Genomic DNA, 26,118 nt, shown 5'->3' on the forward strand with positions numbered 1-26,118 from the left:
GCCGGGACGCGCCCCGCCGCACCGGCCGCCGCTGCGGCGTCTTCACGGCGGCCACGGTCGCGGACTCCGGCTCCGAGGAATCCGCCTCGACAGGCTGTTCGGCCTGGTCGGGGACGGGCTCGGCGTCGGGAGTGCGGCCGTTCGCCTGCTCGGGCTCCCCGCCATTGTGGTCGCTCGACCGGGTGAAGCTCTCCGTGCCGGCCGGGACGGTCGACACGGCGGGCTCGGCCGGCTCGACCGCGGCGCTCGGCTCGCCGGCACTGCGACGCGAGCGGCGCCGGGACCGGTTGACCGGCGGCGCGGCCGGCTCCGAGGCCGACTCCGAGGCCGCTGACGACACGGCGTCGGAGTCGTCGGAGTCGTCGGTGTGCGAGTCGCCGTTGGCCTTGGTGGTCGCCTTGGCGATGTCGCGGACGGCCTTGGCCGCCTCCTTGGCCGCCGCCTCCTTCGCGGCGGCCTCCTTCGCCTCCTTCGCCTCCTTGTCCTCGCCGCGGCCGCGGGAGCGGCGCCCGCCACCCGAACCGCTCGAGCCGCCGGAGCCACCGGAGCCGTTGGCCCCGGCCGCCTTGCCCGCCGGCTCGGTGGACACGATCACGCCACGACCCTTGCAGTGCTCGCACGTGGTGCCGAACGCCTCGAGCAGGCCCGTACCGACCCGCTTGCGCGTCATCTGCACCAGGCCCAGCGAGGTGACCTCGGCGACCTGGTGGCGGGTGCGGTCGCGGCCCAGGCACTCGGTGAGCCGGCGCAGCACCAGGTCCCGGTTGGACTCCAGCACCATGTCGATGAAGTCGATCACGATGATGCCGCCGATGTCCCGCAGCCGCAGCTGGCGCACGATCTCCTCGGCGGACTCCAGATTGTTGCGGGTGACCGTCTCCTCGAGGTTGCCGCCCGACCCGGTGAACTTGCCGGTGTTGACGTCGATGACGGTCATCGCCTCGGTGCGGTCGATCACCAGGTACCCGCCCGAGGGCAGCCAGACCTTCCGGTCGAGCGCCTTGAGCAGCTGCTCCTCGATGCGGTACTCGGCGAACACGTCCTTCGAGCCGACGTGCTTGCGGACCCGGTCGGCCAGCTCCGGCGCGACGTGGCGGACGTAGGCGTCGACCGTCTCCCAGGCGCCCGCGCCCTCGATGACGAGGGCCGAGAAGTCCTCGGTGAACAGGTCACGGACGACCTTGACCAGCAGGTCCGGCTCCTCGTAGACCAGCGCGGGCGCGCTGACCCGCTTGGTGCCGTTGGTCCCCTGCGTCTTGTCCTGGATGACCTGCCACTGTGCCTGCAGACGGCGCACGTCGCGGCCGAGCTCGTCCTCGCTGATGCCCTCCGACGCGGTGCGGATGATCACGCCGGCGTCCTCGGGGACGACCCGCTTGAGCACGTCCTTGAGCCGCCGCCGCTCGTTCTCCGGCAGCTTGCGCGAGATGCCCGTCGCCCCGCCGCCCGGCACGTAGACCAGGAACCGGCCGGGCAGGGAGATCTGGGTGGTCAGCCGGGCGCCCTTGTGCCCGACCGGGTCCTTGGTCACCTGGACCAGGACGCTGTCGCCGGTGGACAGCGCCTGCTCGATCTTGCGGGCCTTGCCCTCGAGGCCGGCCGCGTCCCAGTCGACCTCGCCGGCGTACAGCACGGCGTTGCGGCCGCGCCCGATGTCCACGAACGCCGCCTCCATCGAGGGCAGCACGTTCTGCACGCGGCCGAGGTAGACGTTGCCGACCAGCGAGCCGGTGCCCGACGAGGTGACGAAGTGCTCGACCAGCACGCCGTCCTCGAGCACGCCGATCTGCACCCGGTCGCCGCGCTCGCGGACGACCATCGCCCGGTCGACCGCCTCGCGGCGGGCGAGGAACTCGGCCTCGGACAGGATCGGCGCTCGCCGACGGCCCGCCTCCCGGCCGTCGCGGCGCCGCTGGCGCTTGGCCTCCAGCCGGGTCGAGCCGCGCACGCTGCGCACCTCGTCGCGGCCGTCGGACTCCGGCTTGTCCTTGTCGTCGCGCGCCTCGCGGACGTGCACGACCGTGTTGGGCGGATCGCCCTCGGTCGGGCCGCCCTCGTCGTCCGCGCCGCCCTTGCGCCGCCGGCGCCGGCGGCGGCGCCTGCTCGCGGAGTCGGAGTCGTCGTTCTCGTCGGTGTCGTCCTCGGCGTCGGCCTCCTCGCTCTTCTCGGCCTTGCCCCTGCCGCGCCGGCGGTCGGACCTCTCGGACTTTTCGGGCTTGTCGGGCTTGTCGTCCTTTTCGGACTTTTCCGCCTTGCCCGGCTTGTCCGTGTCGTCGTCGGGACGGTCGTCGCCGTCGTCCTCGCCCTGGCCGCCCTTGCCCCGGCCTCGGCCCCGGCGGCCCCGCCTGCGGCGCGGCCGCGAGTCGTCGCCGTCGTCGTCGGTGTCCGCCGCGTCGTCTGTCGTGTCCTCGTCCTCGACGTCCTCTGGCTCGGCCCGACGCGGCGCGGGCGGCGGTGCCGCCGGCGGCTCGGGCGGGCGGAACAACGGCGCCGCGGACGCGAACACCGGCGTCGGCGGAATCGCGCGGGCCGACTGGGCGGACGCCTTCGCCGGCTCGGTGGCCGACTCCTCCTCGGCGGAGGCGGCGGGGACGCCGAACGACTCGGCGACCTTGAGCGCGACCTCCTTGTCGATGCTCGACTGCACGCTCCGGCCGGTCACCCCGGCCTCGGTCACCGCGGCCAGGACCTCGCGGCTGTTGCGGCCGAGCAGCTTGGCCAGCGCGTGGATGCGGATTCGGGCAGGCAGCTCGGCCAGTGCGGCGGAGATGGCTGCGGTGTCATCCCCGCCGGTCTTCCCGGCGGGGGTCGTCTTTTCCGACATGTAGCTCCTTCGCCCCCGGGCGCGTCCGCCAGGGTCGGTGGCAGGCACCGACCCTTCGCTGACGCGGCCGCACGAGGGCCTCGTTGTTCGGCTGCACCGTGCTCCTCCGGTGCCGCCAGTTGTCGTTCCGCCGCGGGGCGGCGGGAATCCTCGCCTCTCGCCGTGCGGCCGCCGGGCAGTGCTCGCCGGCCGGTCACGGCAGGTCAGTCTCAACGTCGCTCCGAGCGGTCCCGCTCCCCGAGCTTCCGTCCGAGCCGTCAGCCCGCCGGGTGATTCGCCCGGTCTGGGGCCAACGGGTCGGACAAACCTCCGCCGTCGTCGAGCCGTCCCTGGGCCATCCGGGTCGCCTTCGCGGGCACCGGCGGTTCCAGAGCGGCGACGACGCGAAGCGCACTCAGCACGTCGTCCGGGCGAACGGCAGGTGTTGTCTGCCGAACGACCACGTCGAGTATCCCACACGGCGGGGTGGCGGGTCCCGGGTCCGATAGGTGGGTCTCGTCGAGACCGGTGTCGCTCACCGTGGCGGACACGATCGCGGCACGCGCGTCGATCGTGCGCATACCGTGCTTGGTCAGGCGTTCCACCTCGACGACCGGCTCCGCGAGCGTGGGCTCGACCGCCGCGCGCAGCTGCGCCGGCGACACGCCCGGGAGCTCGATCCGCCACCGGCTCGCCTCGACGCGATCGGCCAGCGAGTCACCGCCGCCGGCCACGACCGCCTCGAGCACGTCCAGGCCGGTCGGCATGGCGCCGTCCAGCATCGCGACCAGCTCCGCCGGCTCGACGGCCTCGACCAGCTGGATCTCCACGTACTCGGCCTCGCTCGCCACCCCCGTCGGCGCGGCGCCGATCCAGGAGATCTTCGGGTGCGGGTTGAAGCCCTGCGAGTACGCCATGGGCACGTGCGCCCGGCGCAGCGCCCGCTCGAAGGCACGCGCGATGTCGCGATGGGACGTGAAGCGGAGCCGGCCACGCTTGGCGTAGCGCAGCCGCAGCTTGCGCACCGCGGGTGCGGACGGGTTGGGCCGGTCCTGCCTGGTCAGGATTACTCCTTCTGGTGGGTTGTGGCTACTCCGGTGGTGTTCGGACGCGCCTGCTGGCACGGTACCCGCAGGTCCAATTCCGCCTTCGCGCTTGTCTGGTCAGGACCTAGTGGCTACCGTCCGGACATTGGACTGCCGGTGTCCCGGACCGGCCGCCAAACAACTGGAGGTCACCCGTGCCTTCGCTGCGCCGAGTATCGGTGGCAGCGGTCATGGCGGTGGTGCTCGCTGCGAACCTGGTCACGACCGGCGTGGTGGCGAGCGCACAGCCGCCCGACGAACCGCCCGCGTGTTCCGACACCCTGCCGAAGCTGCGCTACCTGGTGTTGTTCGACACCGGGATCGCACAGCGCGCCGCGGGCAAGGAGATCTCTGCCGCGTGCGGTCGACTGTCCGGGTACTACCCCCAGATCGGCGTCGCGGTGGCCACATCCCGCGATTCCCGCTTCCCGCACCGGATCGGCACCGACCGGGCGTTCAGCGCGCAGCGGGTGATGCGCCTGCAGCAGGGGCCGCGCAAGTCCGACGAGACGGATTCCACGCAGGCACAGGTGACCGGGGACCCGACGGCGGTGTCCACCATGGACCGCACCGGTGAGCAGTGGGACATGGACCTGATCCACGCGGACCGCTCGCGGCGGATCGACAAGGGCAGCAAGGACGTCGTGGTCGGCGTGCTGGACTCCGGTGTGGACCCCAACCACCCGGACCTGCGCAAGGCACTGGATCCCGCGCTGTCGGCCGGTTGTCTGTCCGGAGTGGCCGTTCGGGCGCGCACGGCGTGGGAGCCGACCGGGTCGCCGCACGGCACGCACGTCGCGGGCACGATCGCGGCCGCCGACGACGGGCGTGGTGTCGCGGGCGTCGCGCCCGGCGTGCGGATCGCATCGGTCAAGGTGGTCGACGACGACGGGTTCATCTTCCCCGAGTACGCCGTGTGCGGGCTGATGTGGGCCACGGTCAACGAGATGGCCGTGACGAACAACAGCTACTTCGTCGACCCGTGGCTGATGACGTGCAACCGAAACAGCGAGCGCGTGGTGTTCGAAGCGGTGCGGCGCGCGGTCGACTACGCGACGCGGCAGGGCACGCTCACGGTCGCCGCGGCCACCAACGAGGGCGCGGACCTGTCCGACCCGAGTGGACAGACGGCCGGCGGTCCCAGCGCGTCCGGAATGGAGCGCCGCACGCTGGACGGAGGCTGCAAGGTCCTGCCGGCCGGGCTGCGCGGTGTGGTCGCGGTGTCGGCGACCGGCCCGGACAAGCTCAAGGCGGGCTACAGCTCCTACGGGCTCGGGGTGATCGACGTGACCGCGCCGGGCGGCGAGCCGCGCGGATCGTCGGCGCCCGGGGCGGCCCCGTCGGCGAAACCGGCGTGCGTGCTGTCGACCGTGCCGGGCGGGTACGACCGGTACTGCGGCACGTCGATGGCCACGCCGCACGTGTCTGGCGTGGCGGCCCTGCTCGCGGGCAAGCACCCGGAGGCGTCGCCGCCCGAGCTGACGCGGATGCTGACCGACCAGGCGGAGTCGGTCCCCTGCCCGGCCGACTACGACCTGGACGACACCGGCGCGCAGGACGCCTACTGCGACGGTTACGCGCCGTACAACGGGTTCTACGGGCACGGCATGGTCGACGCGGAGTCCGCGGTGTCCGAGGCCGCGTCCACCGAGTCCGCGTCCGAGTCGTCGGGGAACTAGGTCTGGCCGTGGAGGTCCTTCGGGCCTGCGGGTGATGAGAGTCCGGGGCCGACGGCGGATTTTACGGGCTCCGACTCACGCCTCAAGAGGTCGCATCTGTTCCGGCGCTGGTCCTTGTCGTTGGCGACCTCTTGACCCGCGAGCCTCCGTCGCCCTGAGGGCAGGGCATTGCGGGCAGGGGCTGGCGCCCCTGCCCTGATGTGTGGCCCGCCGCCGGCCCCGGACTCGTTCCTCGAATTTGGCCGGGCCGTGGCCGGGCTGTTGGGCGCGCGTCGGGCGGGCCGGGCGGCGAACCAGCGGCGCTAGACCGGGGTCAGCGGCAGGAGCTTGCGGCCTGTTGGGCCGATCTCTATGTCCGTGCCCATCGCCGGGCAGACGCCGCAGTCGAAGCACGGCGTCCAGCGGCAGTCCTCCAGCTCGCGGCCGTCCAGGGCGTCCTGCCAGTCGTCCCACAGCCAGGCCTTGTCCAGGCCCGAGTCGAGGTGGTCCCACGGCAGGACCTCGTCCTCGGCGCGCTCGCGGGTGGTGAACCACGCCAGGCTCACGCCCAGCGGCTCGAGCTCCGCGGCGGCCGCGGACGTCCAGCGCTCGTAGGAGAAGTGCTCGCTCCAGCCGTCGAAGCGGCCGCCCTCGCGCCAGACCCGCTCGATGACCCGGCCGACGCGCCGGTCGCCGCGGGAGAGCAGGCCTTCGATGAGGCTCGGCTTGCCGTCGTGGTAGCGCATGCCGATGTTGCGGCCGATCCGGCGGTCGGAGTTGACCGCCTCGCGGAGCTTGCGCAGCCGGTCGTCCACCGTGTCGGGGTCGCACTGGGCGGCCCACTGGAACGGCGTGTGCGGCTTGGGCACGAACCCGCCGATGGAGATCGTGCAGCGGATGTCCTTGCGGCCGCTGGCCTCCCGGCCGGCGCGGATGACCTCCTGGGCCATCGCGGCGATCTGCAGCACGTCGTCGTCGGTCTCGGTCGGCAGGCCGCACATGAAGTACAGCTTCACCTGCCGCCAGCCGCCCGCGTAGGCGGCGCTGACGGTGCGGATGAGGTCGGATTCGGACACCATCTTGTTGATGACGCGGCGAATCCGCTCGCTGCCGCCCTCCGGCGCGAATGTCAGCCCGGAGCGCCGGCCGTTGCGCGACAGCTCGTTCGCGAGGTCGATGTTGAACGCGTCGACCCGTGTCGACGGCAGCGACAGGCCGGTCTGCGAGCCCTCGTACCGGTCGGCGAGGCCCTTGGTGATCTCGGCGATCTCGGAGTGGTCCGCGCTGGACAGCGAGAGCAGGCCGACCTCCTCGAAGCCGCTCGCCTCGAGTCCCTTGTGGACCATCGCGCCGATGCCCTCGATGGACCGCTCGCGCACCGGCCGGGTGATCATGCCCGCCTGGCAGAACCGGCAACCCCGTGTGCAGCCGCGGAAGATCTCCACGCTCATCCGCTCGTGCACGCTCTCCGCGAGCGGCACCAGCGGCTGCTTCGGGTAGGGCCACGCGTCGAGGTCCATCGTGGTGCGCTTGGCGATCGTGGCGGGCACCCGGTCGCGGTTGGGCGTGACCGGGTCGAGCGCGCCGTCGGTGTAGCCGACGTCGTAGAACCGCGGCACGTACACGCCGCCGGTCTCCGCGAGTCGGGTCAGGATCTCGTCCCGGCCGCCCGGCGAGCCCTCCTGCTTCCACCGGCGCACCAGCTCGGTGATCTCGAGAACCGCCTCCTCTCCGTCGCCGAGCACGGCCGCGTCGACGAAGTCGGCGATCGGCTCGGGATTGAAGGCGGCGTGCCCGCCGGCGAGCACGATCGGGTGGTCCTCGGTGCGGTCGGCGGCGTGCAGCGGGATGCCGGCGAGGTCGAGCGCGGTGAGCAGGTTCGTGTAGCCGAGCTCGGTCGCGAGGCTGACCCCGAGCAGGTCGAACGCGCCGACCGGCCGGTGCCCGTCGACGGTGAACTGCGGCACGCCGTGCTCGCGCATGAGTGCCTCGAGGTCGGGCCAGACCGCGTAGGTGCGCTCGGCCAGCACGTCGGGCTGCTCGTTGAGCACCTCGTAGAGGATCATGACGCCCTGGTTGGGCAGGCCCACCTCGTACGCGTCGGGGTACATGAGAGCCCAGCGCACGGCGGCGGCGTCCCAGTCCTTGACGGTCGAGTTGAGCTCCCCGCCGACGTACTGGACCGGCTTGGACACCCTCGGCAGCAACGGCTCGAGCATCGGGAAGACGGACTCCATAGTGTCCCCAGCCTAACTCGCACGCCCTTCCGTCAGCGCAGCAGCAGCGCGCCCAGCCGGCGCGACGCCACGACCACCCCGATCGCCGCCATCACGACGAAGTACAGCAGGTGGCCCAGCATCGAGACGTCGACGAAGCCCGTGCACAGGCCGCGCATGATCTCGATCGCGTGGTAGAGCGGCAGGCACTGGACGACTACCTGCACCGGCTCCGGGTAGACGCTCAGCGGGAAGAACGTGGTGGAGAACAGGAACATCGGCAGCAGTGCGAGCTGAATCAGGTCGAAGTCCTGCCAGGAGCGCATGAAGGTCGTGCACGCCATGCCGATCGCCGCGAACGAGAAGGCGATCATCAGCGCCGCCGGCAGCGCGAGCAGCGCCCACGGGGAGGCGATCAGGCCCATGCCCAGCATCACCGTGAGGAAGCCGACCGCGTACATCCCGCCGCGCAGCAGCGCCCACGCGATCTCGCCGATCGCCACGTCCAGCGGGCCGAGCGGGGTGGCCAGCATCGCGTCGTAGAGCTTGGCGTACTTGAACTTGAAGAAGATGTTGAACGTCGCGTCGTACACCGCGCCGTTCATCGCCGACGCCGCCAGCAACGCGGGCGCCACGAACGCCACGTAGCCGATCGGCTCGCCGCCGGGCCCGGCCACCTCACCGACCAGCTTGCCGAACCCGACGCCCATCGCGAACAGGTAGAACACCGGCTCGAAGAACCCCGAGACGACGGCGAGCCACGCACGGCGGTTGACCAGCCACGATCGTTCGACGAGCACCCGCGCCCGGCCCGCGTACAGCCCGGTCGGCAGCACGCGCAGCAGCAGGCCCACCCGCGGCGTTGCCTCGACCGTCTCCAACGTGTCGGTCCGCGCCGACGATTCGCTCGCAAGCTCGCTCACGACTCCCCCTCGCAGGCTCGGTCGAGCCGCTCGCGGTCGCTCTGTGACATTGATTCGCTCGCAAGCTCGCTCTGTGACATTGATTCGCTCGCAAGCTCGCTCACCGGGCCAGCCTCCGACGGAAGTTGCGCACCGCGAACCACACCCCGATCGCCGTCACCGCGACCAGGAACGCGACGTGGCCGAGCGCCGGACCCCAGCTCAGCGAGCCGAACGCGGCGTCGCGACCGACCTCGGTGCCGTGCCAGATCGGCGTGACCCAGGCGAGCGGTCGCAGCCAGGCCGGCAGCTGCTCGATCGGAAAGAACGCGCCGGCGAACAGCGTCATCGGCATCACGACGAACCGGAAGATCGAGGGGAACTGCTGACCCTCGGTCTCGATCGTGGCCGAGTAGGCGACGACCGGAGCCGCGAAGGCCAGCCCGGTGAGCACCGAGATCACCAGGGTGAGCAGCACGCCTGGCCCCGTCAGCGTGCCGAGCAGGCCCGCGACCAGCAGGTACGCCGCGCCCGAGGTGAACAGCCGGATCGCGACCCAGCTGAGCTGGCCGGCGCAGATCTGGGCGGGCGAGATCGGTGACGCGGCGATCGCGAGATAGGTCTGCTGCCACTTGAACGCCGACAGCACGGGGTAGGTCGACTCGAACGCGGCGATCTGCACGGCCGTCACGACGAGCAGCGCGGGCGCCAGGTACACGACGTACTCCATGCCCCCGGTCGCCGCCGTCGGCTGGACCTGGGTGCCGAGCCCGTACCCGAGCGCGAGCAGGAACAGCACCGGCTGCACGACGCTGGACACCACCGTGGCCCGCCAGTTGCGCTTGTACCAGGTCCACATGCCCTCGACGACGATCAGCGCCGCCCGCACCGTGCCGAGCGCCTGACCGGTGCTCCGTACCGGAGTGTCCACTGTAGACATCAGTCCACCAACGTCCGTCCGGTCAGCCGCAGGAACACGTCCTCCAGCGTGCTGCGCCGCACCAGGCTCGACACCGGACGCACGCCCCGGGCGTGCGCGGCCGCGAGGACGGCCTCGCCGTCCCGGGCGTAGAGCAGGACGCGGTCGGGCAGGACCTCGATCCGGTCGGCGAGCCCGTCGAGCGGGTGTTCGGTGGTGTCTCCGGGCGGGAAGCGCAGCTCGAGGACCTCGCGGGTGGAGTAGCGGCCGATCAGCTCGGCCGGGCTGCCCTCGGCGACGATGCGGCCGCCGTCCATCACGACGAGGCGGTCGCAGAGCTGCTCGGCCTCGTCCATGTAGTGGGTGGTGACGATGAGCGTGACGCCGCGCTGCTTGAGCCGGAACAGGCGGTCCCACAGCAGGTGGCGGGCCTGCGGGTCGAGGCCGGTGGTCGGCTCGTCGAGCAGCATCAGCTCGGGGTCGTTGATCAGCGAGCGGGCGATCGTGAGCCGACGCTTCATGCCGCCCGACAGCGGCTCGACCTCGTCCTCGGCGCGCTCGGTGAGCTGGGCGAAGTCGAGCAGCTCGGCCGCCTTGGCGCGGACGTGGGACTTCGACAGGCCGAAGTAGCGGCCGTAGACGTGCAGGTTCTGCCGGACCGTCAGCTCGGAGTCGAGGTTGTCCTGCTGCGGGACCACCCCGAGCCGGGCACGGATCCGCGGCCCGTCCCGGTCGGGGTCCATGTCGAGCACGCGCAGCTCGCCGCCGGAGCGCGGGGACACGCAGCCGACCATGCGCATGGTCGAGGACTTCCCGGCGCCGTTGGGCCCCAGGAAGCCGAACGCCTCGCCGCGCCGCACCTCGACGTCGATGCCGCGGACCGCGGCGAAGTCGCCGAAGCGTTTTTCCAGGTCCTTCGCGTGTACCAGTGCGCCGTCGTCTCCCACGTCCGCAGACTAGAGGGACCCACCGACAACGCGAACGGGATTACGCACCCGGCGTGATGTCCAGGACTGCCGCGGTCCGGGTGACCGTCGCGACCTCGTCCGGCGTGGTGAAGACAGCCGTGACCTCGACGGGTCCGGCGGGCAGCCGGCCGGTGTCGAACGGCACGTCGCAGTGCGCCCGAAAGCCGGGCGGCACCGTGACGGCCTCTGCCACCGCGCCGCTGTCGTGACCGAACGTGACCCGGACCCGCGTACCCGCGCGGGCGAACACTCGCAGCGTGATCTCACTGCCACGCGGGACGGCCGCGGCGTTCTCCGGTGTGCCGAGCCACAGCCGGGGCTCGCCGTCGAGCGGTGGCAGGGCGGGGCGCAGCGCATCGAGCGTGTCCGCCATCTCGCCGGCGAGCGCCACCCAACTCCGGCGTGTACCCCGGTGGAACAGCGCCAGCATGCCCGCGCCGATCGCGACGCTGCCGCCCAGGATGCCGGCAGGCAGGAGGTACCACGCCGGTTCGCCGAGCACGACCGCGGCGGCGAGCGCGAACCCGGTAGTGCCGGCGATCCACGCGATCACGCCCACGAGGCCTCGCGCGTGCTCGGTGCGAAGCCACTCTGCCCGCGGCCGGCTCGGCAGCTCACGCAGCTCGGCCAGCCGGCGCGCCAGCTCGGTGTGCAGCCAGTGCACCTGGTCGCGGTGCTCGCGGCTGGCGTCGGCCTGCGGATCGGCCAGCTGTTCGCGCAGCACGGCCAGCCCCTGCCGGATCGAGGCCTCGTCGAGGGTGACCGGTCGGCTCGGCGGCCACAGCGACACGTCGGGCGGAAAGCGCAGGACGACGATGCCGACGGCCACGACCCCGAGCACGCAGGCGAGGGCCAGCATCAGCACCGATTCCGTTGGGTCGGACTGCCGCACGGCGAACGGGACGCCGAACAGCAGCAGGACCACCAGCGGCACGCCGAGCATGAGGACCAGGCCGAACAGGCGCCGGGCCGAGCCGTCGACCTGCAGAGCCCGGGTGGAGTGGCGCGAGGCCGCCAACACGGCGGGCCAGGCCGCGACGACGATCAAGCCGCTCACCGCGAAGATGACCGATACCAGGGCCAACGCCGCGAGCAGGTTGAACGCCGCCCCAGGGGCCACCGGATCGGCGACCACGGTCAGAACCGGCGGCAACGCCAGCCCGAGCAGCGCGACCAGCGCGCCGAGCAGGCGCATCCGGCCGGCCCAGATCGGCCGCCGGCGGTGCGGCGGCGGGTCCGGCGGCGGCTGCCAGGCGCGGGCGACCATGGTCTCCAGTGCCCGGATCAGGTAGGCCAGGTCCCGCTCGAACGTCCGCCACTGGATGCGACAGACCTGCCGCAGCAGCAGGCCGTGCAGCTGTTCGGGCAGGTCCACCTTGCCGGGCAGGATCGTATCGTTGAGCAGTACGGGAAGCACCGTGGTCCTGCCCGAGCCGAGCGCGGTCGCGATCTCCTCCCGCACCCAGTCTTGCTCCCCGGCGCGGGCGACAACCTCTTGCTCCCAGGTGGGATGGATGATCGCCAGCAGGACGTCGACGCCGGTCAGCCGCGCGCGCAGGGCACCCGGGTAAACCTCGCCGGGGCGCATCGACCGGGTGTCGAAGAAGACCTTGTCCTCGCCGAAGTGACGCGCCAACCGCTCCTGCAGCGCGGCGACGAACAGGGCGTGATCGACCTGCCGGTAATTGACGAAGATCCCGCCGTCAGGCCCCAACGCAATCTCGACGCCCTCCCTCGGCACGCCCATGGCGCGGTGCGAGGTCAGCTCACAGGCCCGGGAACCAGAGGTCGATCTCGCGCTTGGCCGACTCCGGGGAGTCCGAGCCGTGCACGATGTTGTACTGGACCTCGACCGCGAAGTCGCCGCGGATGCTGCCGGTGTTCGCCTGGACCGGGTTCGTGGCGCCGGCCAGCTGCCGGAACGCGGAGATCGCGTTCTCGCCCTCGACCACCATGGCCACCAGCGCACCGCCGGTGATGAACTCGAGCAGCGACTCGTAGAACGGCTTGCCGGCGTGCTCGGCGTAGTGCTGCTCGGCCACCGCGCGCTCGACGTTCCGCAGCTCGAGCGCGGCCAGCGTCAGGCCCTTGCGCTCGATCCGGGAGATGACCTCGCCGACCAGGCCACGGCTGACGCCGTCCGGCTTGACCAGGACCAACGTACGCTCGCTCACGACACTCCTCTGTTGAACCGGGGTTTCGGGCGCAGCCTAGCGTCCGCCAGGCGACCGCTACCGTGATGGCCGTGCCCGCCTCCCTGATCACGATCGACGCCGGCTCGTCGCTGCCCCCGTTCGAGCAGGTCCGCTCCCAGCTCGCCCGCCAGATCAGCGACCGCACGCTCGCCGTCGGCACCCGGCTGCCGACCGTCCGCGGGCTCGCCACCGAGCTCGGCCTCGCGGCCAACACGGTGGCTCGGGCCTATCGCGAGCTCGAGGAGGCCGGGTTGGTCGAGACTCGGGGTCGGGCGGGGACGTTCGTGAGTGCGCTGGGTGAGCGGAGTCGGGTGGCGCTTCGGCAGGCGGCCGCCGAGTACGCGGCTACCGCGCATGCGTTGGGCATCGGAGTCGGGGAGGCGCTGGACGTCGTCCGCGCCGCACTCAGGTAGCCCAGGCTTGGCCTCCGGCCCCCGATTTCCAGTCTACGGGCGGACACTGACGATTCTGGTGGGCGTGCGCCGCTCGGCGAATATCTGTGGATGGTCGAGCGAGTTGTGGACAACCGCGAGGGGTCCCCCTGTTTTCCAGTCTACCGGGTAGGACCGATGATTTCGGGCGCGCGGGGAGTCGCCTGTGGACAACTCGGCTGCCGCGGCGGTGGCGGTCAGTCCTCTGTGGACTTCGACGGGGAGTTCGGCGGCTCGGCCGGCTCTGGGGCCGCAACGGGCTCCGTGGGCTGCTGACTCGGTAGGCGGCCCTCGGCCATGCGTTTCGCGACGTCCCAGCGCATCCACAGCAGGATCGCCCACACCAGGCCGAACACCACGCCCACGACGCCCAGCGCCGGCAGCGCCACCCAGCACACGATCAGCGCCACCTGCAGCCCCGCGGCCACCCAGATCCCCCACGGCCGCCGCAGCACCGCGCACGTCAGCAGCAGCGCTACCGCGACCACGACGACCAGCACGCCCTGCCACGTCGCCATCCCGCTGCCCAGCTTCGCCACCACCGGGATCGACAGCAACACCACGATCATCTCGAGCAGCAGCGTCGCCGCCATCACCCCGGCGAACGACCGCAGCGGGTCGACCGGCCGGGACGTCACGCCGGGTCCTTGCCGAACAGAGCCCGCGCCTCGCCGGCGGTGACTACCGAGCCCGTGATCACCACGCCGACGCCCGACAGCGGCTCCCCCGCGTCCTCCTCGGCGAGCCCGATCGCGGCCTCGACGGCGTCGTCGAGCCGCGGGTACACGTTGACCCGATCGACGCCGAAGATCTCGGTCGCCGCGTCGGCCAGGTCGGCGGGGTCGAGCGCGCGCTCCGAGGAGTTCGTGGTGATCACGATCTCGTCCAGCACCGGCTCCAGCGCGGACAGGATGCCCGCCACGTCCTTGTCCCGCATGGTTCCCACCACACCGACGAGCCGGCGGAAGCCGAAGTCCGACTCGAGCGCCTCGGCGAGCGCACGCGCACCGTGCGGGTTGTGCGCGGCGTCGACGAACACCGTCGGCGCCGAGCGGACCCGTTCCAGCCGACCGGGCGCGGTCACCGACGCGAAGCCCTCGCGGATCGCCTCCGCGTCCAGCGAGCGCTGGGCGCCGGCACCGAAGAACGCCTCCACGGCAGCCAGCGCGAGGGCCGCGTTGGCCGCCTGGTGCGCGCCGTGCAGCGGCAGGAAGATCTCGTCGTACGCGCCGCCGAGCCCCTGCAGCTTCAGCAGCTGCCCGCCGACCGCGACGTCGCGGCGCAGCACGCCGAACTCCAGGCCGGCCCGCGCCACGGTGGCGTCCACCTCCGCGCACCGCTCCAGCAGCACCGCCGCGACCTCTGGCGGCTGCTCGGCCAACAGCGCGACCGAGCCCGGCTTGACGATGCCGGCCTTCTCGCGCGCGATGCCGGCGAGGTCCGAGCCGAGGTACTCGACGTGGTCGACGCCGATCGGGCCGACGACCGCGACCCGCGCGTCCGCCACGTTCGTCGCGTCCCACGTGCCGCCGAGACCGACCTCGAGCACGGCGGCGTCGACCGGCGCGTCCGCGAACGCCGCGAACGCCATCCCGGTGAGCACCTCGAACTTCGACAGCTGCACCTCGGCGCCGCGGTCGATCATCGCCACGTACGGCTCGACGTCGCGGTACACCTCGACGTAGCGCTCGGGTGCGATCGGCGCGGCGTCGACCGCGATCCGCTCGGTCACCACCTGCAGGTGCGGGCTGGTGAACCGGCCGACCCGCAGGCCGATCCGGGTGAGCAGCGCGTCGATCATCCGCGCCACCGACGTCTTGCCATTGGTGCCGGCGACGTGCAGCACGGGATAGGTCGTGTGCGGGTCACCGAGCAGGTCGACCAGCGCTGCGATCCGGGTCAGCGACGGCTCGATCTTCGTCTCGGGCCAGCGGGTGTCCAGCTCCGCCTCGACCTGACGGAGATCGTCCCAAACGGATTCCTCCACTGTGGACACTCAGACCTTCGGCAGGAGCTCGAGGCGCGCGGTGATCCGCTCGATCTCGCCCGCGGCGAGCTCGCGCCGGGCCTTGATCTTCGCGACCACCTCGGCCGGAGCCTTGTCGGTGAAGTTGGGGTTGCCCAGCTTCGCGTCGGTGCCGGACAACTCCTTCTCGGCCGCGGCGAGGTCCTTCGCGAGCCGCTTGCGCTCGGCGGCGAGGTCGACCGTGCCGGACAGGTCCAGCTCCACGTGCACCGTGCCGTCGGCCAGCGCCACCTCGACCGACGCGCTCGGCGTGAAGCCCTCGCCGGGATCCTCGAGCTTGGCGAGCGAGGCGACCGCCGGGGCGAGCGCCGACAGTCCTGCGGCGTCCACACCGGACAGTCGGGCCGGAACCCGCTGGCCCGGCCGCAGATCCTGGTCGGACCGGAAGCGGCGGATCTCCGTGACGAGCTTCTGCACGCCGGCGATCCGGCGAGCCGCGCCGGCGTCGGCCGCGTGCCCGTCCGCCTTCGGCCACTTCGCGACCACGAGCGACTCGCCGCCGGTCAGCGTTGTCCACAGCCGCTCGGTGACGAACGGGATCAGCGGGTGCAGCAGCCGCAGCACGATGTCGAACACGTGCCCCAACACTGCCCGCGTCGAGTCGGCCCGCTCGCCGCCCTCGGCCATCTGCACCTTGGCGAGCTCGAGGTACCAGTCGCACAGCTCGCCCCACGTGAAGTGGTAGAGCCCGTCGCAGAGCTTGGCGAACTGGTAGTCCTCGTACAGATCGTCCACTTCGGACACAAGAGCGTCGGTGAGGTCGAGGATCCAGCGGTCCGCGTCGGTGAGCGTCTCGCGCGCCGGCACCTCGCCCGCCGCGGTCGCCCCCTGCAGAAGCGCGAACCTGGTGGCGTTCCACAGCTTGTTGCCGAAGTTGCGCGAGCCGCCCGCCCACTCCTCGGAGATCGCCATGTCCGCGCCCGGATTGGCGCCGCGAGCCAGGGTGAACCGGGTGGCGTCGGCGCCGAAACGATCGAGCCAGTCGAGCGGGTCGATGACGTTGCCGCGCGACTTGGACATCTTCTTGCCCTTGGCGTCGCGCACCAGGCCGTGCAGGAAGACGTGGTCGAAGGGCTGGCGTCCGTCCATCGCGTAGAGCCCGAACATCATCATCCGGGCGACCCAGAAGAAGAGGATGTCGTAGCCGGTGACCAGCAGGTGGTTCGGGTAGAAGCGCTCGAGATCGGCGGTCTCGTCCGGCCAGCCCAGCGTCGAGAACGGGAACAGCGCGGAGGAGAACCACGTGTCCAACACGTCGGCGTCCTGACTCCAGCCCTCGCCCTGCGGCGGCTCCTCGTCCGGCCCCACGCAGACGACCTTGTCGTCCGGGCCGTACCAGACCGGGATCCGGTGCCCCCACCACAGCTGGCGCGAGATGCACCAGTCGTGCATGTTGTCGACCCAGTCGAAGTAGCGCTTGGCGAGCTCCGGCGGGTGGATCGTGGTCCGGCCGTCGCGCACCGCGTCGCCGGCCGCCTTGGCGAGCGGCGCGACCTTCACGAACCACTGCAACGACAGCCGCGGCTCGACCACCGTGCCGCAGCGCGTGCAGTGCCCGACCGCGTGGATGTAGGGCCGCTTCTCGGCGACGATGCGGCCCTGCGCGCGCAGCGCGGCGACGACCGCCGGCCGCGCCTCGAACCGGTCCAGCCCCTCGAACGGTCCGTGCGCGGTGATCACACCGCGCTCGTCCATGATCGTCAGCGCCGGCAGCTCGTGGCGGCGGCCGATCTCGAAGTCGTTGGGGTCGTGCGCGGGAGTGACCTTCACCGCGCCGGTGCCGAACTCGGGGTCGACGTGCTCGTCGCCGACGACCGGGATCATCCGGCCGGTCAGCGGCAGCTCGACCTCGGTGCCGATCAGGTGCCGGTAGCGCTCGTCGTCGGGATGGACGGCGACCGCGGTGTCGCCGAGCATCGTCTCGGCGCGGGTGGTGGCCACGATGATCGACTGGTCGCCGTGCCCGTAGCGGATCGAGACGAGCTCGCCCTCGTCGTCGGAGTGCTCGACCTCGATGTCGGACAGGGCGGTGTGGCAGCGCGGGCACCAGTTGATGATCCGCTCGGCGCGGTAGATCAGGCCGTCCTCGAAGAGCCGCTTGAAGATCGTCAGCACGGCCCGGGACAGCACCTCGTCCATGGTGAACCGCTCGCGGCTCCAGTCCACGCCGTCGCCGAGCCGACGCATCTGGTTGAGGATCTGGCCGCCGGACTTGGCCTTCCACTCCCAGACTCGGTCGACGAAGGCCTCCCGGCCCAGGTCGTGGCGGGACTTGCCCTCGTTGCCGAGCTCGCGCTCCACGACGTTCTGTGTGGCGATGCCGGCGTGGTCCATGCCGGGCAGCCACAGGGTCTCGTAACCCAGCATGCGGCGGCGGCGGGTCAGCGCGTCCATCAGGCTGTGTTCGAGGGCGTGTCCCATGTGGAGGCTGCCGGTGACGTTCGGCGGGGGGATGACGATGCAGAACGCCGGCTTCTCACTGTGCGGGTCCGCGCCGAAGTAACCGGCGTCCACCCACCGCTGGTACAGCTCCGCCTCTACCGCCGCCGGCTCCCAGGCCGGCGGGAGGTCGGTGGTCTGTCGCGATGCGGTGTTGGTCACGCTCGGGAGTCTACGAACCGCGCTGACCGGCTCGCATTCGAGTTCCCCCCAACAGCGGTTGTTAACACGGCGAACTGCCAAATCGATGTGCTGAATACCTGAGAAGTCTTGGGGTGACCTGGTTGATTCGTCAACCACGGCCCATTGGGGAGAAGGTGACCACTCGCCCGCCAGCCGCCGATCCGGCGGCCGACGACGCCGCCTGGACCGGCGCCGCACGTCGCGCGACCGCAAGCGCCGACGTGCGCATGCTGCTGCGCTCCGCGCGGCGGCGCCGGCACGCCCACTGGCTGGCGGCAGGGATGATCGCGCTCGCGCTCGGCGCCGGCGCCATCCTGGTGGTCCAGACCGGCACCATGGACCGGCTGATGGGTGCCGAGCCGACCACGAAGCCGCAGGTGGAGCCGCGAGTCGCGCCGAACCGTGGGCCCATGCTCGACGTCGAGAACCCGTACCGGTCGACCCCCGCGGCCGACTGGGCGGACGGCGCCGACGGGATCGCGCCGCCGACGGCCACCCCGGTCAACGGGTTCTCCGCCGAGCAGGTGTCGAACGCCACCGAGCAGGTGCGGGACGTCCTGGTGGCGAGCCGGGTGGACCGGCGGATGCTGATGGACCACGACCCGGAGGGGTTCCTGGCGAAGTTGGCGCCGGACGCGCGGCGTCAACTCGGGCCGCTGTTCGGCGGCGGGCGCGAGCCGGACGTGCAGTCGCTGGTCAGCATGGTGGCCAAGGGCAGCGTGCTGCTGCCGGTCGAGCCGAAGGTCGACGGCGAGATGGTCGTGCGCGCCGGTGACGCCGGCGAGCTCGTGGTCCGGACCAACTACGTGTTCGTGTACGCGTTCAAGCCGGAGGGCCCCACCCGGCTCGTGGACGCGATGAACGTGTTGGTCGTCGTGCGTGCCGACGTCGACTACGTGATCCGGGCCGGGGACCGGTGGACCGCGGGCAGCCAGGGCCTCTGGTACGGCGACGCCACCGGGTACGCCTACTCGATCGGCTGCGACGCCTACCGGCGCGGGTACCTGGCACCGGCCGTCACCGAGCGCACGGTCACCTCGAACCCGAACCGCGCGCCGGCGACGTACTTCGACCCGACGAGCCCGCTCCCGGCGACGAGCGGCTGCTCGCAGTGAGGTCCGTCACGCCGCGGGCATGACCCGGGGGTGTCATGCGTTATGCACCGTGGAACCTCCACCCACGGGAGCGCGCGATGACCCAGAAGCCGGGCAAGCTGACGATGTACTCGACCACCTGGTGCGGCTACTGCCGGCGCCTGAAGTCGCAGCTGGAGGGCGAGGGCATCGAGTACGCCGAGGTGGACATCGAGCGGACGCCGGGCGCGGCCGAGTTCGTGATGAGCGTGAACGGCGGCAACCAGACCGTGCCGACGGTGCACTTCCCGAACGGCGCGGCGCTGACCAACCCGACCCTCGCGCAGGTGAAGGCCCAGCTCGCCGCCTGACCGTCCACAGAGGACGCCGTAACGCCTCGGCGGCTGCACCCGCCCCGAGAAGGGCTAGCTCAGGACGGCCATCGCGGCGTTGTGGCCGGCGATGCCGCTCACGCCGCCGCCTCGTTGCGCGCCGCTGCCGCACAGCAGGAGGTTCGCCACGTCCGTCTCCACGCCCCACGGGCCCGTTTCGGTGCGGTACGGCCAGGCCAGGTCCCCGTGGAAGATGTGGCCGCCGGGCATCGCCAGCTCCTCCTCCAGGTCCAGCGGCGTACGCGCCTCGACGCACGGCCGGCCCTCGGCGTCGGTGGCCAGGCAGTCCTCGATCGGCTCCGCCAGATGGCGGTTCAGCGCGGCGAGGTAGCGCCGCGCCAGATCTTCGCGCAGGCCCGCGTTGTCGGCCTCGAACAGCGGCGCCGGCAGGTGCAAGCCGAACAGCGTGAGCGTGTGCAGTCCGGGATCCACAATGGACTCGTCGGTCAGCGTGTGGCAGTACATCTCGCCCGGCAGCAGATCCGGGACCGAGCCCGCCGCGCTCGCGGTGTACGCGTCCTCCAGCTCCACATAGGACTCGTCGAGGTGGAAGGTACCGGCGAACGCCGAGCGCGGGTCGACGCCGTCGCGCAGCCGGGGCAGCCGTCGCAACAGGATGTTGATTTTCAGCTGCGCGCCGGCGGGCGAGGCAGAAGCCTTGCCCCGCAGGCGATCCAGCACCGCGGGCGCGACTCCCGACAGGACGTGTCCGGCGGCGACCGTGACCTCCTCGCCGCCGTGGACGTACCGGACCTCGCCGCTCACCCCGTCCGCGTCGACCGACATCGCCTCGGCACCGGTCACGATCGTCGCCCCGGACTCGCGAGCGACGCGCGCCAGCTCACCGGTCACCGCGCCCATCCCGCCGACCGGCACGCGCCACTCGCCCGTGCCGTCGCCGATCAGGTGGTACAGGAAGCACCTGTTGGCCAGCAACGACTCCGAGCGCAGCGAGGTGTGCGTGCCGATCAACGCGTCGGTCGCGACCACCCCGCGCACCAGGTCGTGCACGAACGTCTCCTCGATCGCCTCGCCGATCGGGTGCTCGAACACCTGCTGCCACAACGACTCCCCGGCCGCGGAGACGACCAGCGAGCGCAGCGCGTCGCGCGACGGCAGCGGCGCGAGCATGGTCGGCGCCATCGCCTTCGCCATCGCGGCGAGCGAGGAGTACCAGGCCGACCAGTTCTCGAACTCCGTGTCCGAGCCGGTGAGCGCGCGGAACGACGCGGCCGTCGCCGGCCCGGGCTCGCGCTCGACGAGCAGCCCTGCGGCCCCCTCGACGGGCGTGTACGACGACACCGAGCGCGACCGCAGTGAGATCCGCAGCCCCAGGTCGGCGACGATCGCCGCGGGCAGCAGGCTCACCAGGTAGGAGTACCGAGAAAGCCGGGCGCCCATGCCGGCGAACGGTGTGGCGCTGACGGCCGCGCCGCCCACCCGCTCGAGCCGTTCGAGGACCAGGACAGAGCGGCCGGCACGGGCCAGGTAGGCGGCGGCGACCAGGCCATTGTGGCCGCCGCCGACCACCACCACGTCGTAGCGTTGCGTCACCCAGGCCACGCTACTAGGCGTCTGGGGCGCACGGAGCCTCCCTTCGGACGGGGTTGCGGGCACGGTTCGTCCGAACGATCGCGCGCGGCGCGGGCGGTACGCGCCGTCTCGGCCTCCTCGATGAGGTCCCGGCGACGGCTGCTGGCGATGATGTCGGCACTGAACGGATCCATGGCGAATCTCCTTCCGGGCAGGGTGAATAAGGCCAGCCGGGGTACCGGTGGCCGCGTCGTGAGCGAAGGTCAGTCGGGCTTGACGGTGGTGGAGAAGAACAGGTTGACCGAGCGGGCGCCTTCGGGCCGCTTGGCGGGGTCGGTCCGCCGCTCGCGGAAGCGGTCCATGAGGTCGCGCACCGCGCGGCGGAACTCCTCGACCTCGCCGGGAGTCAGGAACTCGTTGCCGTTGTCGATGCCGGTGGACTCCTGCCACTCGGCCGCTTCGAGGTGCAGGTGCAGCACCCGGTCGCGGATCAGCGCGAGCTCGTAGTCGAGGAACGCGCTGGATGCGGCCTGGGTGGCGAGCCGGGTGTCGACGTCGGCATCGCCGCCGGCGCCGAACCGCTGGCTGTCACCGACGAGACACCACGGCTTCTCCCGCCCCTGTCCGCCCTCGGCCTTCTCGACGTAGTCGTACCGGGCGAGCAGGTTGAGGTGGTACGAGCAGTTGGCCACGCTCTCGCCGGTCTCCTGCGCGCACTGCGTGGCCGTCGCCGACCCCTCGCGCCCCACGATCTCCAGCAGCTGCCAGCGCAACGGGTGCGCCAGCGCGCGGAGCGCCTTGGGATCGGTGATCTGCTTCTCGTCGGCCATGATGACAACATAGCTTGCTAAGCACTTCTTTAGCAAGAACTCTTTCTAAAGACTTCTTGTTAACGGCGATCGTAGGCTGTAGGCCATGGGACGGGTGACCGTGCGACGGCCGGTGCTGCGGATCTCCGAGGACGGCAGCAGCAGCCGCCAGGACGCGCTCGCGGCCGAGGAGCCGCTGGAGCTCAGGGTCGGCGGGAAGGCGCTCGCGGTCACGATGCGCACTCCCGGCCACGACGTCGAGCTGGCACACGGGTTCCTGCTCACCGAGGGCGTCATCGGCGCGGCAGGCGACGTGTCCACCGCGCGCTACTGCGACGGCCTGGACGACCAGGGCCGCAACACCTACAACGTGCGGCAAGGCGGCGCTGGACGCGGTGCGGCTGAAGACCCGGTTCTCTCCCCCCGCCGGCGACGACTGCCGGGTGCTGCCCGAGACCCTCTCGACCCTCCCCGACCGGCTGCGCGAGCAGCAGCGGGTGTACGAGTCCACCGGCGGTCTGCACGCGGCCGGCATCTTCACCACCGACGGCGAGCCGCTGGTCGTGCGCGAGGACGTGGGCCGGCACAACGCGGTCGACAAGGCCACCGGCTGGGCGCTGCTGGACGGCCGGGTCCCGCTGGGCGGCACCGTGCTGATGGTGTCCGGGCGGGCGTCGTTCGAGCTGGTACGGAAGGCCGCGATGGCCGGCACCCCGGAGCTCGCCGCGGTGTCGGCGCCGTCCTCGCTCGCGGCGGAGCTGGCCGCGGAGCAGGGCGTCACGCTGGTCGGCTTCCTGCGCGGCACCAGCATGAACGTCTACTCGCGGGCCGAGCGGATCACCGGTTCGTGACCATCCGGGTGTGCTTGTCGCGCACCCAGCCGAGGACCGCGGGCCAGGGACCGTAGCCGGCGTCGGTGTTCAGGTGCGCGCCGCCGGGGATCACGTCCAGGTCGACCTGCAGCCCGGCGGCCATCGCGACGGCGTCGTCGATCGTGCAGGCCTTGTCGTCGTCGCCGACCACCAGCTGGGTCCACGAGGCCGCGCGGCGCACGCCGGCGGGGTCGAGCGGGGCCGGGGTGAAGCCGTGCACGTCGGGGTGCTCGAAGCCCGGGCCGAGCGGCGAGACGAGCAGGACGCGGTCGAACCGCAGCGCCAGCTCGGCGTGGTCGCCGGTGAGCCGGGCGGCGTGGTGGAGCCAGAGCGCGGCGCCGGCGGAATGCGCCAGCAGGACGCGCTCGCCGCCGGCCGGGGCGGCGCCCAGATGCTGGCGCAGCTCGGCGAGCCAGACCTCCAGGTCGGGCCGGTCGGGGTCGGTGAGCTGGGGGACGTCGACGCCGCCGCCGGAGTTGGCGAGCTCGCCCGCGAGCCAGCTCTGCCAGTGCCTCGGCCCGGATCCGGTGTGCCCGTGCAGGAGCAGGACGTACGGCAGCATGGCTCATCCTTGCACCGACGAACGCCGATAGGGTTCGGCGTGCCCACTTTCCTCGCCGCGGACAACGCGTCGCTGCACTACGACGTGCACGGCGACGGCCCGCCCCTCGTCGTGCTGGCGGGTGGCGCCGCGCGGCACCCCAGCTACGTCGGCGACCTGGCCGGGCTCTCCGGCCGGCTGGTCGTGCCGCACCTACGCGGTGTCGGCCTCTCGCCCGCGCCGGCGGACCCCGAGACCGGCTCGTACTGGCGGCAGGCCGCGGACGTCGAGGCGCTACGCGAGCACCTCGGCCTCGAGCGGTTGGCGCTCGCCGCGCACTCGGCCGGCACGCGGCTCGCGATGGCCTACGCGGTCCAGTACCCGGACCGGGTGGCGCGACTGCTGCTGATCACGCCGCCGGCAGGAGACCTGGTCGACGTTCCGTCCGACGCAGACGCGCTCATCGCCGCCCGGCGGCACGAGCCGGAGGTCAGCGCGGCTCTAGCGGCGCGCGAGGCGGGACCGGATCTGGCGGACGAGGAGCGGTTCAACGACTGGCAGCGGGCCGTCGCCCCGCTCTGCTACGCGGCGTGGACGGTGGTCGAGGAGGAGCACGCGCGGACGGCGCACTACTACCTGGCCGCGGGGCTCGCGTACCTGAGCGTCGACCCGCCCGCCGACCTCGCCGAGCGGCTGTCGGCCGTGCGCGCACCCGTGCTGGTGCTGGGCGGGGCTCGGGACTGTGTCACCGGCATCGCACCGGTGACGGCGCTGGCCGGGCTGTTCCCGTCCGGGGACGTGGTGCTGCTCGAGCAGTGCGGGCACTACCCGTGGGTCGAGCGCCCGGCCGAGTTCCGCCAGGCCGCGGAAAGTTGGCTGGCCTGAGCTAGGCCGACTTCTCGCGGCGCTCGCGGCGGGACGGCTGGCGGGCGACGATCGTCGGGTTCACGTTCTCGCGGACGGTCTGCTCGGTGATGACGACCTTGGCGACGTCGGTGCGGCTCGGGATGTCGTACATCACCGGCTGCAGGACCTCTTCCATGATCGCGCGCAGGCCGCGAGCGCCGGTGCCGCGCAGGATCGCCTGGTCGGCGACCGCCTCGAGCGCGGTGTCGGTGAACTCCAGCTCGACGCCGTCCATCTCGAACAGCTTCTGGTACTGCTTGACCAGCGCGTTGCGCGGCGCGGTCAGGATCTGCACCAGCGACGGCTTGTCCAGGCTCGTCACGCTCGCCACGACGGGCAGGCGGCCGATGAACTCCGGGATCAGGCCGAACTTGATCAGGTCCTCCGGCATCGTGTCGGAGAAGAAGTCGGCCTCGTCGGTCTCGGCCTTGGAGCGGATCTCGGCGCCGAAGCCGAGGCCGCGGTGGCCGACCCGGTCCTGGATGATCCGCTCCAGGCCCGCGAACGCGCCGGCCACGATGAACAGCACGTTCGTCGTGTCGATCTGGATGAACTCCTGGTGGGGGTGCTTGCGGCCCCCCTGCGGCGGCACGCTCGCGGTGGTCCCCTCGAGGATCTTCAGCAGCGCCTGCTGCACGCCCTCGCCGGACACGTCGCGGGTGATCGACGGGTTCTCGCTCTTGCGGGCGATCTTGTCGACCTCGTCGATGTAGATGATCCCGGTCTCGGCCCGCTTGACGTCGTAGTCGGCCGCCTGGATGAGCTTGAGCAGGATGTTCTCGACGTCCTCGCCGACGTAGCCCGCCTCGGTGAGCGCGGTGGCGTCGGCGATCGCGAACGGCACGTTGAGCAGCTTCGCGAGCGTCTGGGCCAGGTACGTCTTGCCGCAGCCGGTGGGGCCGAGCAGCAGGATGTTGGACTTGGCCAGCTCGACGGTCTCGTCGCGGGACTCGCGGCCCTCACGCGCCTCCGGGCGGGCCCGGTCGCCCGCCTGGATGCGCTTGTAGTGGTTGTAGACCGCGACCGCCAGCGTGCGCTTGGCTTCGTCCTGGCCGATCACGTACTGGTCGAGGAATTCGTCGATCTCGGCCGGTTTGGGCAGCTCGTCGAGCTTGACGTCGCCGGCCTCGGCCAGCTCCTCCTCGATGATCTCGTTACAGAGGTCGATGCACTCGTCGCAGATGTATACGCCGGGGCCGGCGATGAGTTTCTTCACCTGCTTCTGGCTCTTCCCGCAGAAAGAACACTTCAGCAGGTCTCCGCCGTCACCGATACGCGCCATGACCGCTGACCTCTGTCCCCTCCGGCGTACCCGCAGCGCACGCCTGGATGTATGGCTGGAACGAACCTCGAGTGCAGTGTCGCGCACCACGCTCCAGGCCCGGTCGTGTGCCTGTTGCCTTCGACGGTACCTGCCAACCCCCACTCAATGGGAGAACCTACCCACCGAGTTGTCGGATTCGGCCGATCAGGTGGCCCACTCCCGTGGGACCCCGACCACCCTGCGAACAGGGCCCGGACAACGCCTCACGGCCTGGTGGCGGAGAGCTTCCGGTACTGCAACACCTCGTCGACGATGCCGTACTCCCGCGCCTCGTCGGCAGTGAGAATCTTGTCGCGCTCGATGTCGACTCGAATGTCGTCGGCTGACTTGTTCGTGTGCCGCGCCAGCGTCGACTCCATCAACCGGCGGACCCGCTGGATCTCGTTGGCCTGGATCTCCAGGTCGGAGACCTGACCGTAGACACCCTCCATCGCGGGCTGGTGGATCAGTATGCGGGCGTTGGGCAGGGCGAACCGCTTGCCCGGGGTGCCGGCCGAGAGCAGCACGGCCGCCGCCGAGGCCGCCTGGCCCAGGCAGTAGGTCTGCACGTCGGGGCGGGCGAACTGCATGGTGTCGTAGATCGCCATCAGCGAGGTGAAGGAGCCGCCCGGGGAGTTGATGTACATGATGATGTCGCGGTCCGGGTCGACCGACTCCAGGTAGAGCAGCTGGGCCATCACGTCGTTGGCCGACGCGTCGTCGATCTGCACGCCGACGAAGATGATCCGCTCCTCGAAGAGCTTGTTGTAGGGGTTGGACTCCTTGACCCCGTAGCTCGTCCGCTCCACGAAGGAGGGCAGCACGTACCGGGCCTGGGGGGCGTAGTCGCTCACTGTCAAGTCT

At 71.5% G+C, this 26,118-nt stretch carries 21 protein-coding genes and 1 pseudogene; 6 read left to right on the forward strand and 16 right to left on the reverse strand.

From position 1 onward, the window contains the following. The coding region (locus tag ACRDSK_RS05450; RefSeq protein ID WP_431438819.1) for a translation initiation factor IF-2 N-terminal domain-containing protein at positions 1-2,824 on the reverse strand (2,824 nt) is incomplete at its 3' end. Between the two features lie 257 nt (positions 2,825-3,081). Continuing rightward, the gene (locus ACRDSK_RS05455; protein WP_431438821.1) at positions 3,082-3,828 is read right to left on the reverse strand and encodes a TIGR03936 family radical SAM-associated protein; all 747 of its coding nucleotides are present in this window, start codon (positions 3,826-3,828) and stop codon (positions 3,082-3,084) included. A gap of 251 nt (positions 3,829-4,079) precedes the next feature. On the opposite strand from ACRDSK_RS05455, the gene ACRDSK_RS05460 reads away from it, so the two are divergent. Next, positions 4,080-5,567 (forward strand): S8 family peptidase, encoded by a 1,488-nt coding sequence (locus ACRDSK_RS05460; RefSeq protein WP_431438871.1) that lies wholly within the window; start codon positions 4,080-4,082, stop codon positions 5,565-5,567. 302 nt (positions 5,568-5,869) lie between these two features. Here ACRDSK_RS05460 and ACRDSK_RS05465 read toward each other — a convergent pair whose 3' ends face one another. The 6 genes from ACRDSK_RS05465 to ndk form a co-directional block, all read right to left on the reverse strand. Further along, complete coding sequence (locus tag ACRDSK_RS05465; protein WP_431438822.1) at positions 5,870-7,783, reverse strand: TIGR03960 family B12-binding radical SAM protein; 1,914 nt, start codon at positions 7,781-7,783, stop codon at positions 5,870-5,872. Between the two features lie 32 nt (positions 7,784-7,815). After that, positions 7,816-8,643, reverse strand: coding sequence for an ABC transporter permease (locus tag ACRDSK_RS05470; protein WP_431438872.1), 828 nt, complete (start codon positions 8,641-8,643; stop codon positions 7,816-7,818). Between the two features lie 142 nt (positions 8,644-8,785). Further along, the gene (locus ACRDSK_RS05475; RefSeq protein ID WP_431438823.1) at positions 8,786-9,604 is read right to left on the reverse strand and encodes an ABC transporter permease; all 819 of its coding nucleotides are present in this window, start codon (positions 9,602-9,604) and stop codon (positions 8,786-8,788) included. Next, positions 9,604-10,530: an ABC transporter ATP-binding protein gene (locus tag ACRDSK_RS05480; RefSeq protein WP_431438824.1), complete on the reverse strand. Its 927-nt coding sequence runs from the start codon at positions 10,528-10,530 to the stop codon at positions 9,604-9,606. The genes ACRDSK_RS05475 and ACRDSK_RS05480 overlap by 1 nt, the downstream gene beginning before the upstream one ends. 40 nt (positions 10,531-10,570) lie before the next feature. Next, positions 10,571-12,298, reverse strand: a complete 1,728-nt coding sequence (locus tag ACRDSK_RS05485; RefSeq protein WP_431438825.1) for a toll/interleukin-1 receptor domain-containing protein — start codon at positions 12,296-12,298, stop codon at positions 10,571-10,573. 19 nt (positions 12,299-12,317) lie between these two features. Then, positions 12,318-12,725, reverse strand: coding sequence for a nucleoside-diphosphate kinase (gene ndk / locus ACRDSK_RS05490; RefSeq protein WP_431438826.1), 408 nt, complete (start codon positions 12,723-12,725; stop codon positions 12,318-12,320). Between the two features lie 71 nt (positions 12,726-12,796). Between ndk and ACRDSK_RS05495 the strand changes: the two genes are divergently transcribed. Then, positions 12,797-13,159 carry a GntR family transcriptional regulator gene (locus ACRDSK_RS05495; protein WP_431438827.1) on the forward strand — a complete coding sequence of 121 codons (363 nt, stop codon included), beginning with the start codon at positions 12,797-12,799 and terminating at the stop codon, positions 13,157-13,159. Between the two features lie 215 nt (positions 13,160-13,374). Here the strand turns inward: ACRDSK_RS05495 and ACRDSK_RS05500 are convergent, their stop codons facing one another. Genes ACRDSK_RS05500 through ACRDSK_RS05510 form a run of 3 tightly spaced genes read right to left on the reverse strand, consistent with a single transcriptional unit; the run spans position 13,375 to position 17,804 of the window. Further along, positions 13,375-13,815, reverse strand: a complete 441-nt coding sequence (locus ACRDSK_RS05500) for a DUF4233 domain-containing protein (protein WP_431438828.1) — start codon at positions 13,813-13,815, stop codon at positions 13,375-13,377. Further along, positions 13,812-15,173, reverse strand: coding sequence for a bifunctional tetrahydrofolate synthase/dihydrofolate synthase (gene folC, locus ACRDSK_RS05505; protein ID WP_431438829.1), 1,362 nt, complete (start codon positions 15,171-15,173; stop codon positions 13,812-13,814). Before folC ends, ACRDSK_RS05500 begins: the two co-directional genes overlap by 4 nt. Further along, the gene (locus ACRDSK_RS05510; protein ID WP_431438830.1) at positions 15,174-17,804 is read right to left on the reverse strand and encodes a valine--tRNA ligase; all 2,631 of its coding nucleotides are present in this window, start codon (positions 17,802-17,804) and stop codon (positions 15,174-15,176) included. 155 nt (positions 17,805-17,959) lie between these two features. Between ACRDSK_RS05510 and ACRDSK_RS05515 the strand changes: the two genes are divergently transcribed. Continuing rightward, entirely contained in the window at positions 17,960-18,940 is a 981-nt protein-coding gene (locus tag ACRDSK_RS05515) for a hypothetical protein (protein WP_431438831.1), read from the forward strand. Positions 18,941-19,017: 77 nt separating this feature from the next. Beyond that, the gene (locus ACRDSK_RS05520) at positions 19,018-19,269 is read left to right on the forward strand and encodes a mycoredoxin (protein ID WP_431438832.1); all 252 of its coding nucleotides are present in this window, start codon (positions 19,018-19,020) and stop codon (positions 19,267-19,269) included. A gap of 54 nt (positions 19,270-19,323) precedes the next feature. Here the strand turns inward: ACRDSK_RS05520 and ACRDSK_RS05525 are convergent, their stop codons facing one another. Next, positions 19,324-20,844, reverse strand: coding sequence for a phytoene desaturase family protein (locus ACRDSK_RS05525; protein ID WP_431438833.1), 1,521 nt, complete (start codon positions 20,842-20,844; stop codon positions 19,324-19,326). A gap of 242 nt (positions 20,845-21,086) precedes the next feature. Next, entirely contained in the window at positions 21,087-21,653 is a 567-nt protein-coding gene (locus tag ACRDSK_RS05530) for a winged helix-turn-helix domain-containing protein (protein ID WP_431438834.1), read from the reverse strand. An 85-nt stretch (positions 21,654-21,738) separates the two neighbouring features. Between ACRDSK_RS05530 and fdhD the strand changes: the two are divergent. Further along, positions 21,739-22,483: pseudogene (gene fdhD / locus ACRDSK_RS05535) on the forward strand (formate dehydrogenase accessory sulfurtransferase FdhD). Here the strand turns inward: fdhD and ACRDSK_RS05540 are convergent. After that, positions 22,470-23,066: an RBBP9/YdeN family alpha/beta hydrolase gene (locus ACRDSK_RS05540; RefSeq protein WP_431438835.1), complete on the reverse strand. Its 597-nt coding sequence runs from the start codon at positions 23,064-23,066 to the stop codon at positions 22,470-22,472. The pseudogene fdhD and the gene ACRDSK_RS05540 sit on opposite strands and share 14 nt — an antisense overlap. Positions 23,067-23,105: 39 nt before the next feature. On the opposite strand from ACRDSK_RS05540, the gene ACRDSK_RS05545 reads away from it, so the two are divergent. Then, on the forward strand, positions 23,106-23,930 hold the full coding sequence (locus ACRDSK_RS05545) for an alpha/beta fold hydrolase (protein WP_431438837.1): 825 nt from the start codon (positions 23,106-23,108) through the stop codon (positions 23,928-23,930). Position 23,931: 1 nt separating this feature from the next. Here ACRDSK_RS05545 and clpX read toward each other — a convergent pair whose 3' ends face one another. After that, positions 23,932-25,233 carry an ATP-dependent Clp protease ATP-binding subunit ClpX gene (gene clpX / locus ACRDSK_RS05550; protein ID WP_431438839.1) on the reverse strand — a complete coding sequence of 434 codons (1,302 nt, stop codon included), beginning with the start codon at positions 25,231-25,233 and terminating at the stop codon, positions 23,932-23,934. A 245-nt stretch (positions 25,234-25,478) separates the two neighbouring features. Next, on the reverse strand, positions 25,479-26,108 hold the full coding sequence (locus tag ACRDSK_RS05555) for an ATP-dependent Clp protease proteolytic subunit (RefSeq protein ID WP_431438840.1): 630 nt from the start codon (positions 26,106-26,108) through the stop codon (positions 25,479-25,481). Positions 26,109-26,118 lie beyond the last annotated feature (10 nt).

This window comes from Actinophytocola sp., assembly GCF_050699915.1.
Classification (GTDB): Bacteria; Actinomycetota; Actinomycetes; order Mycobacteriales; family Pseudonocardiaceae; genus Actinophytocola.

Excerpts from the sequence above, each read along its gene's own strand:
- ACRDSK_RS05460 (WP_431438871.1), top strand. The coding sequence starts at position 4,080 with ATGGCGGTGGTGCTCGCTGCGAACCTGGTCACGACCGGCGTGGTGGCG.
- ACRDSK_RS05465 (WP_431438822.1), bottom strand. The coding sequence starts at position 7,783 with ATGGAGTCCGTCTTCCCGATGCTCGAGCCGTTGCTGCCGAGGGTGTCC.
- ACRDSK_RS05475 (WP_431438823.1), bottom strand. The coding sequence starts at position 9,604 with ATGTCTACAGTGGACACTCCGGTACGGAGCACCGGTCAGGCGCTCGGC.
- ACRDSK_RS05485 (WP_431438825.1), bottom strand. The coding sequence starts at position 12,298 with ATGGGCGTGCCGAGGGAGGGCGTCGAGATTGCGTTGGGGCCTGACGGC.
- ACRDSK_RS05520 (WP_431438832.1), top strand. The coding sequence starts at position 19,018 with ATGACCCAGAAGCCGGGCAAGCTGACGATGTACTCGACCACCTGGTGC.
- ACRDSK_RS05530 (WP_431438834.1), bottom strand. The coding sequence starts at position 21,653 with ATGGCCGACGAGAAGCAGATCACCGATCCCAAGGCGCTCCGCGCGCTG.
- ACRDSK_RS05540 (WP_431438835.1), bottom strand. The coding sequence starts at position 23,066 with ATGCTGCCGTACGTCCTGCTCCTGCACGGGCACACCGGATCCGGGCCG.
- clpX (WP_431438839.1), bottom strand. The coding sequence starts at position 25,233 with ATGGCGCGTATCGGTGACGGCGGAGACCTGCTGAAGTGTTCTTTCTGC.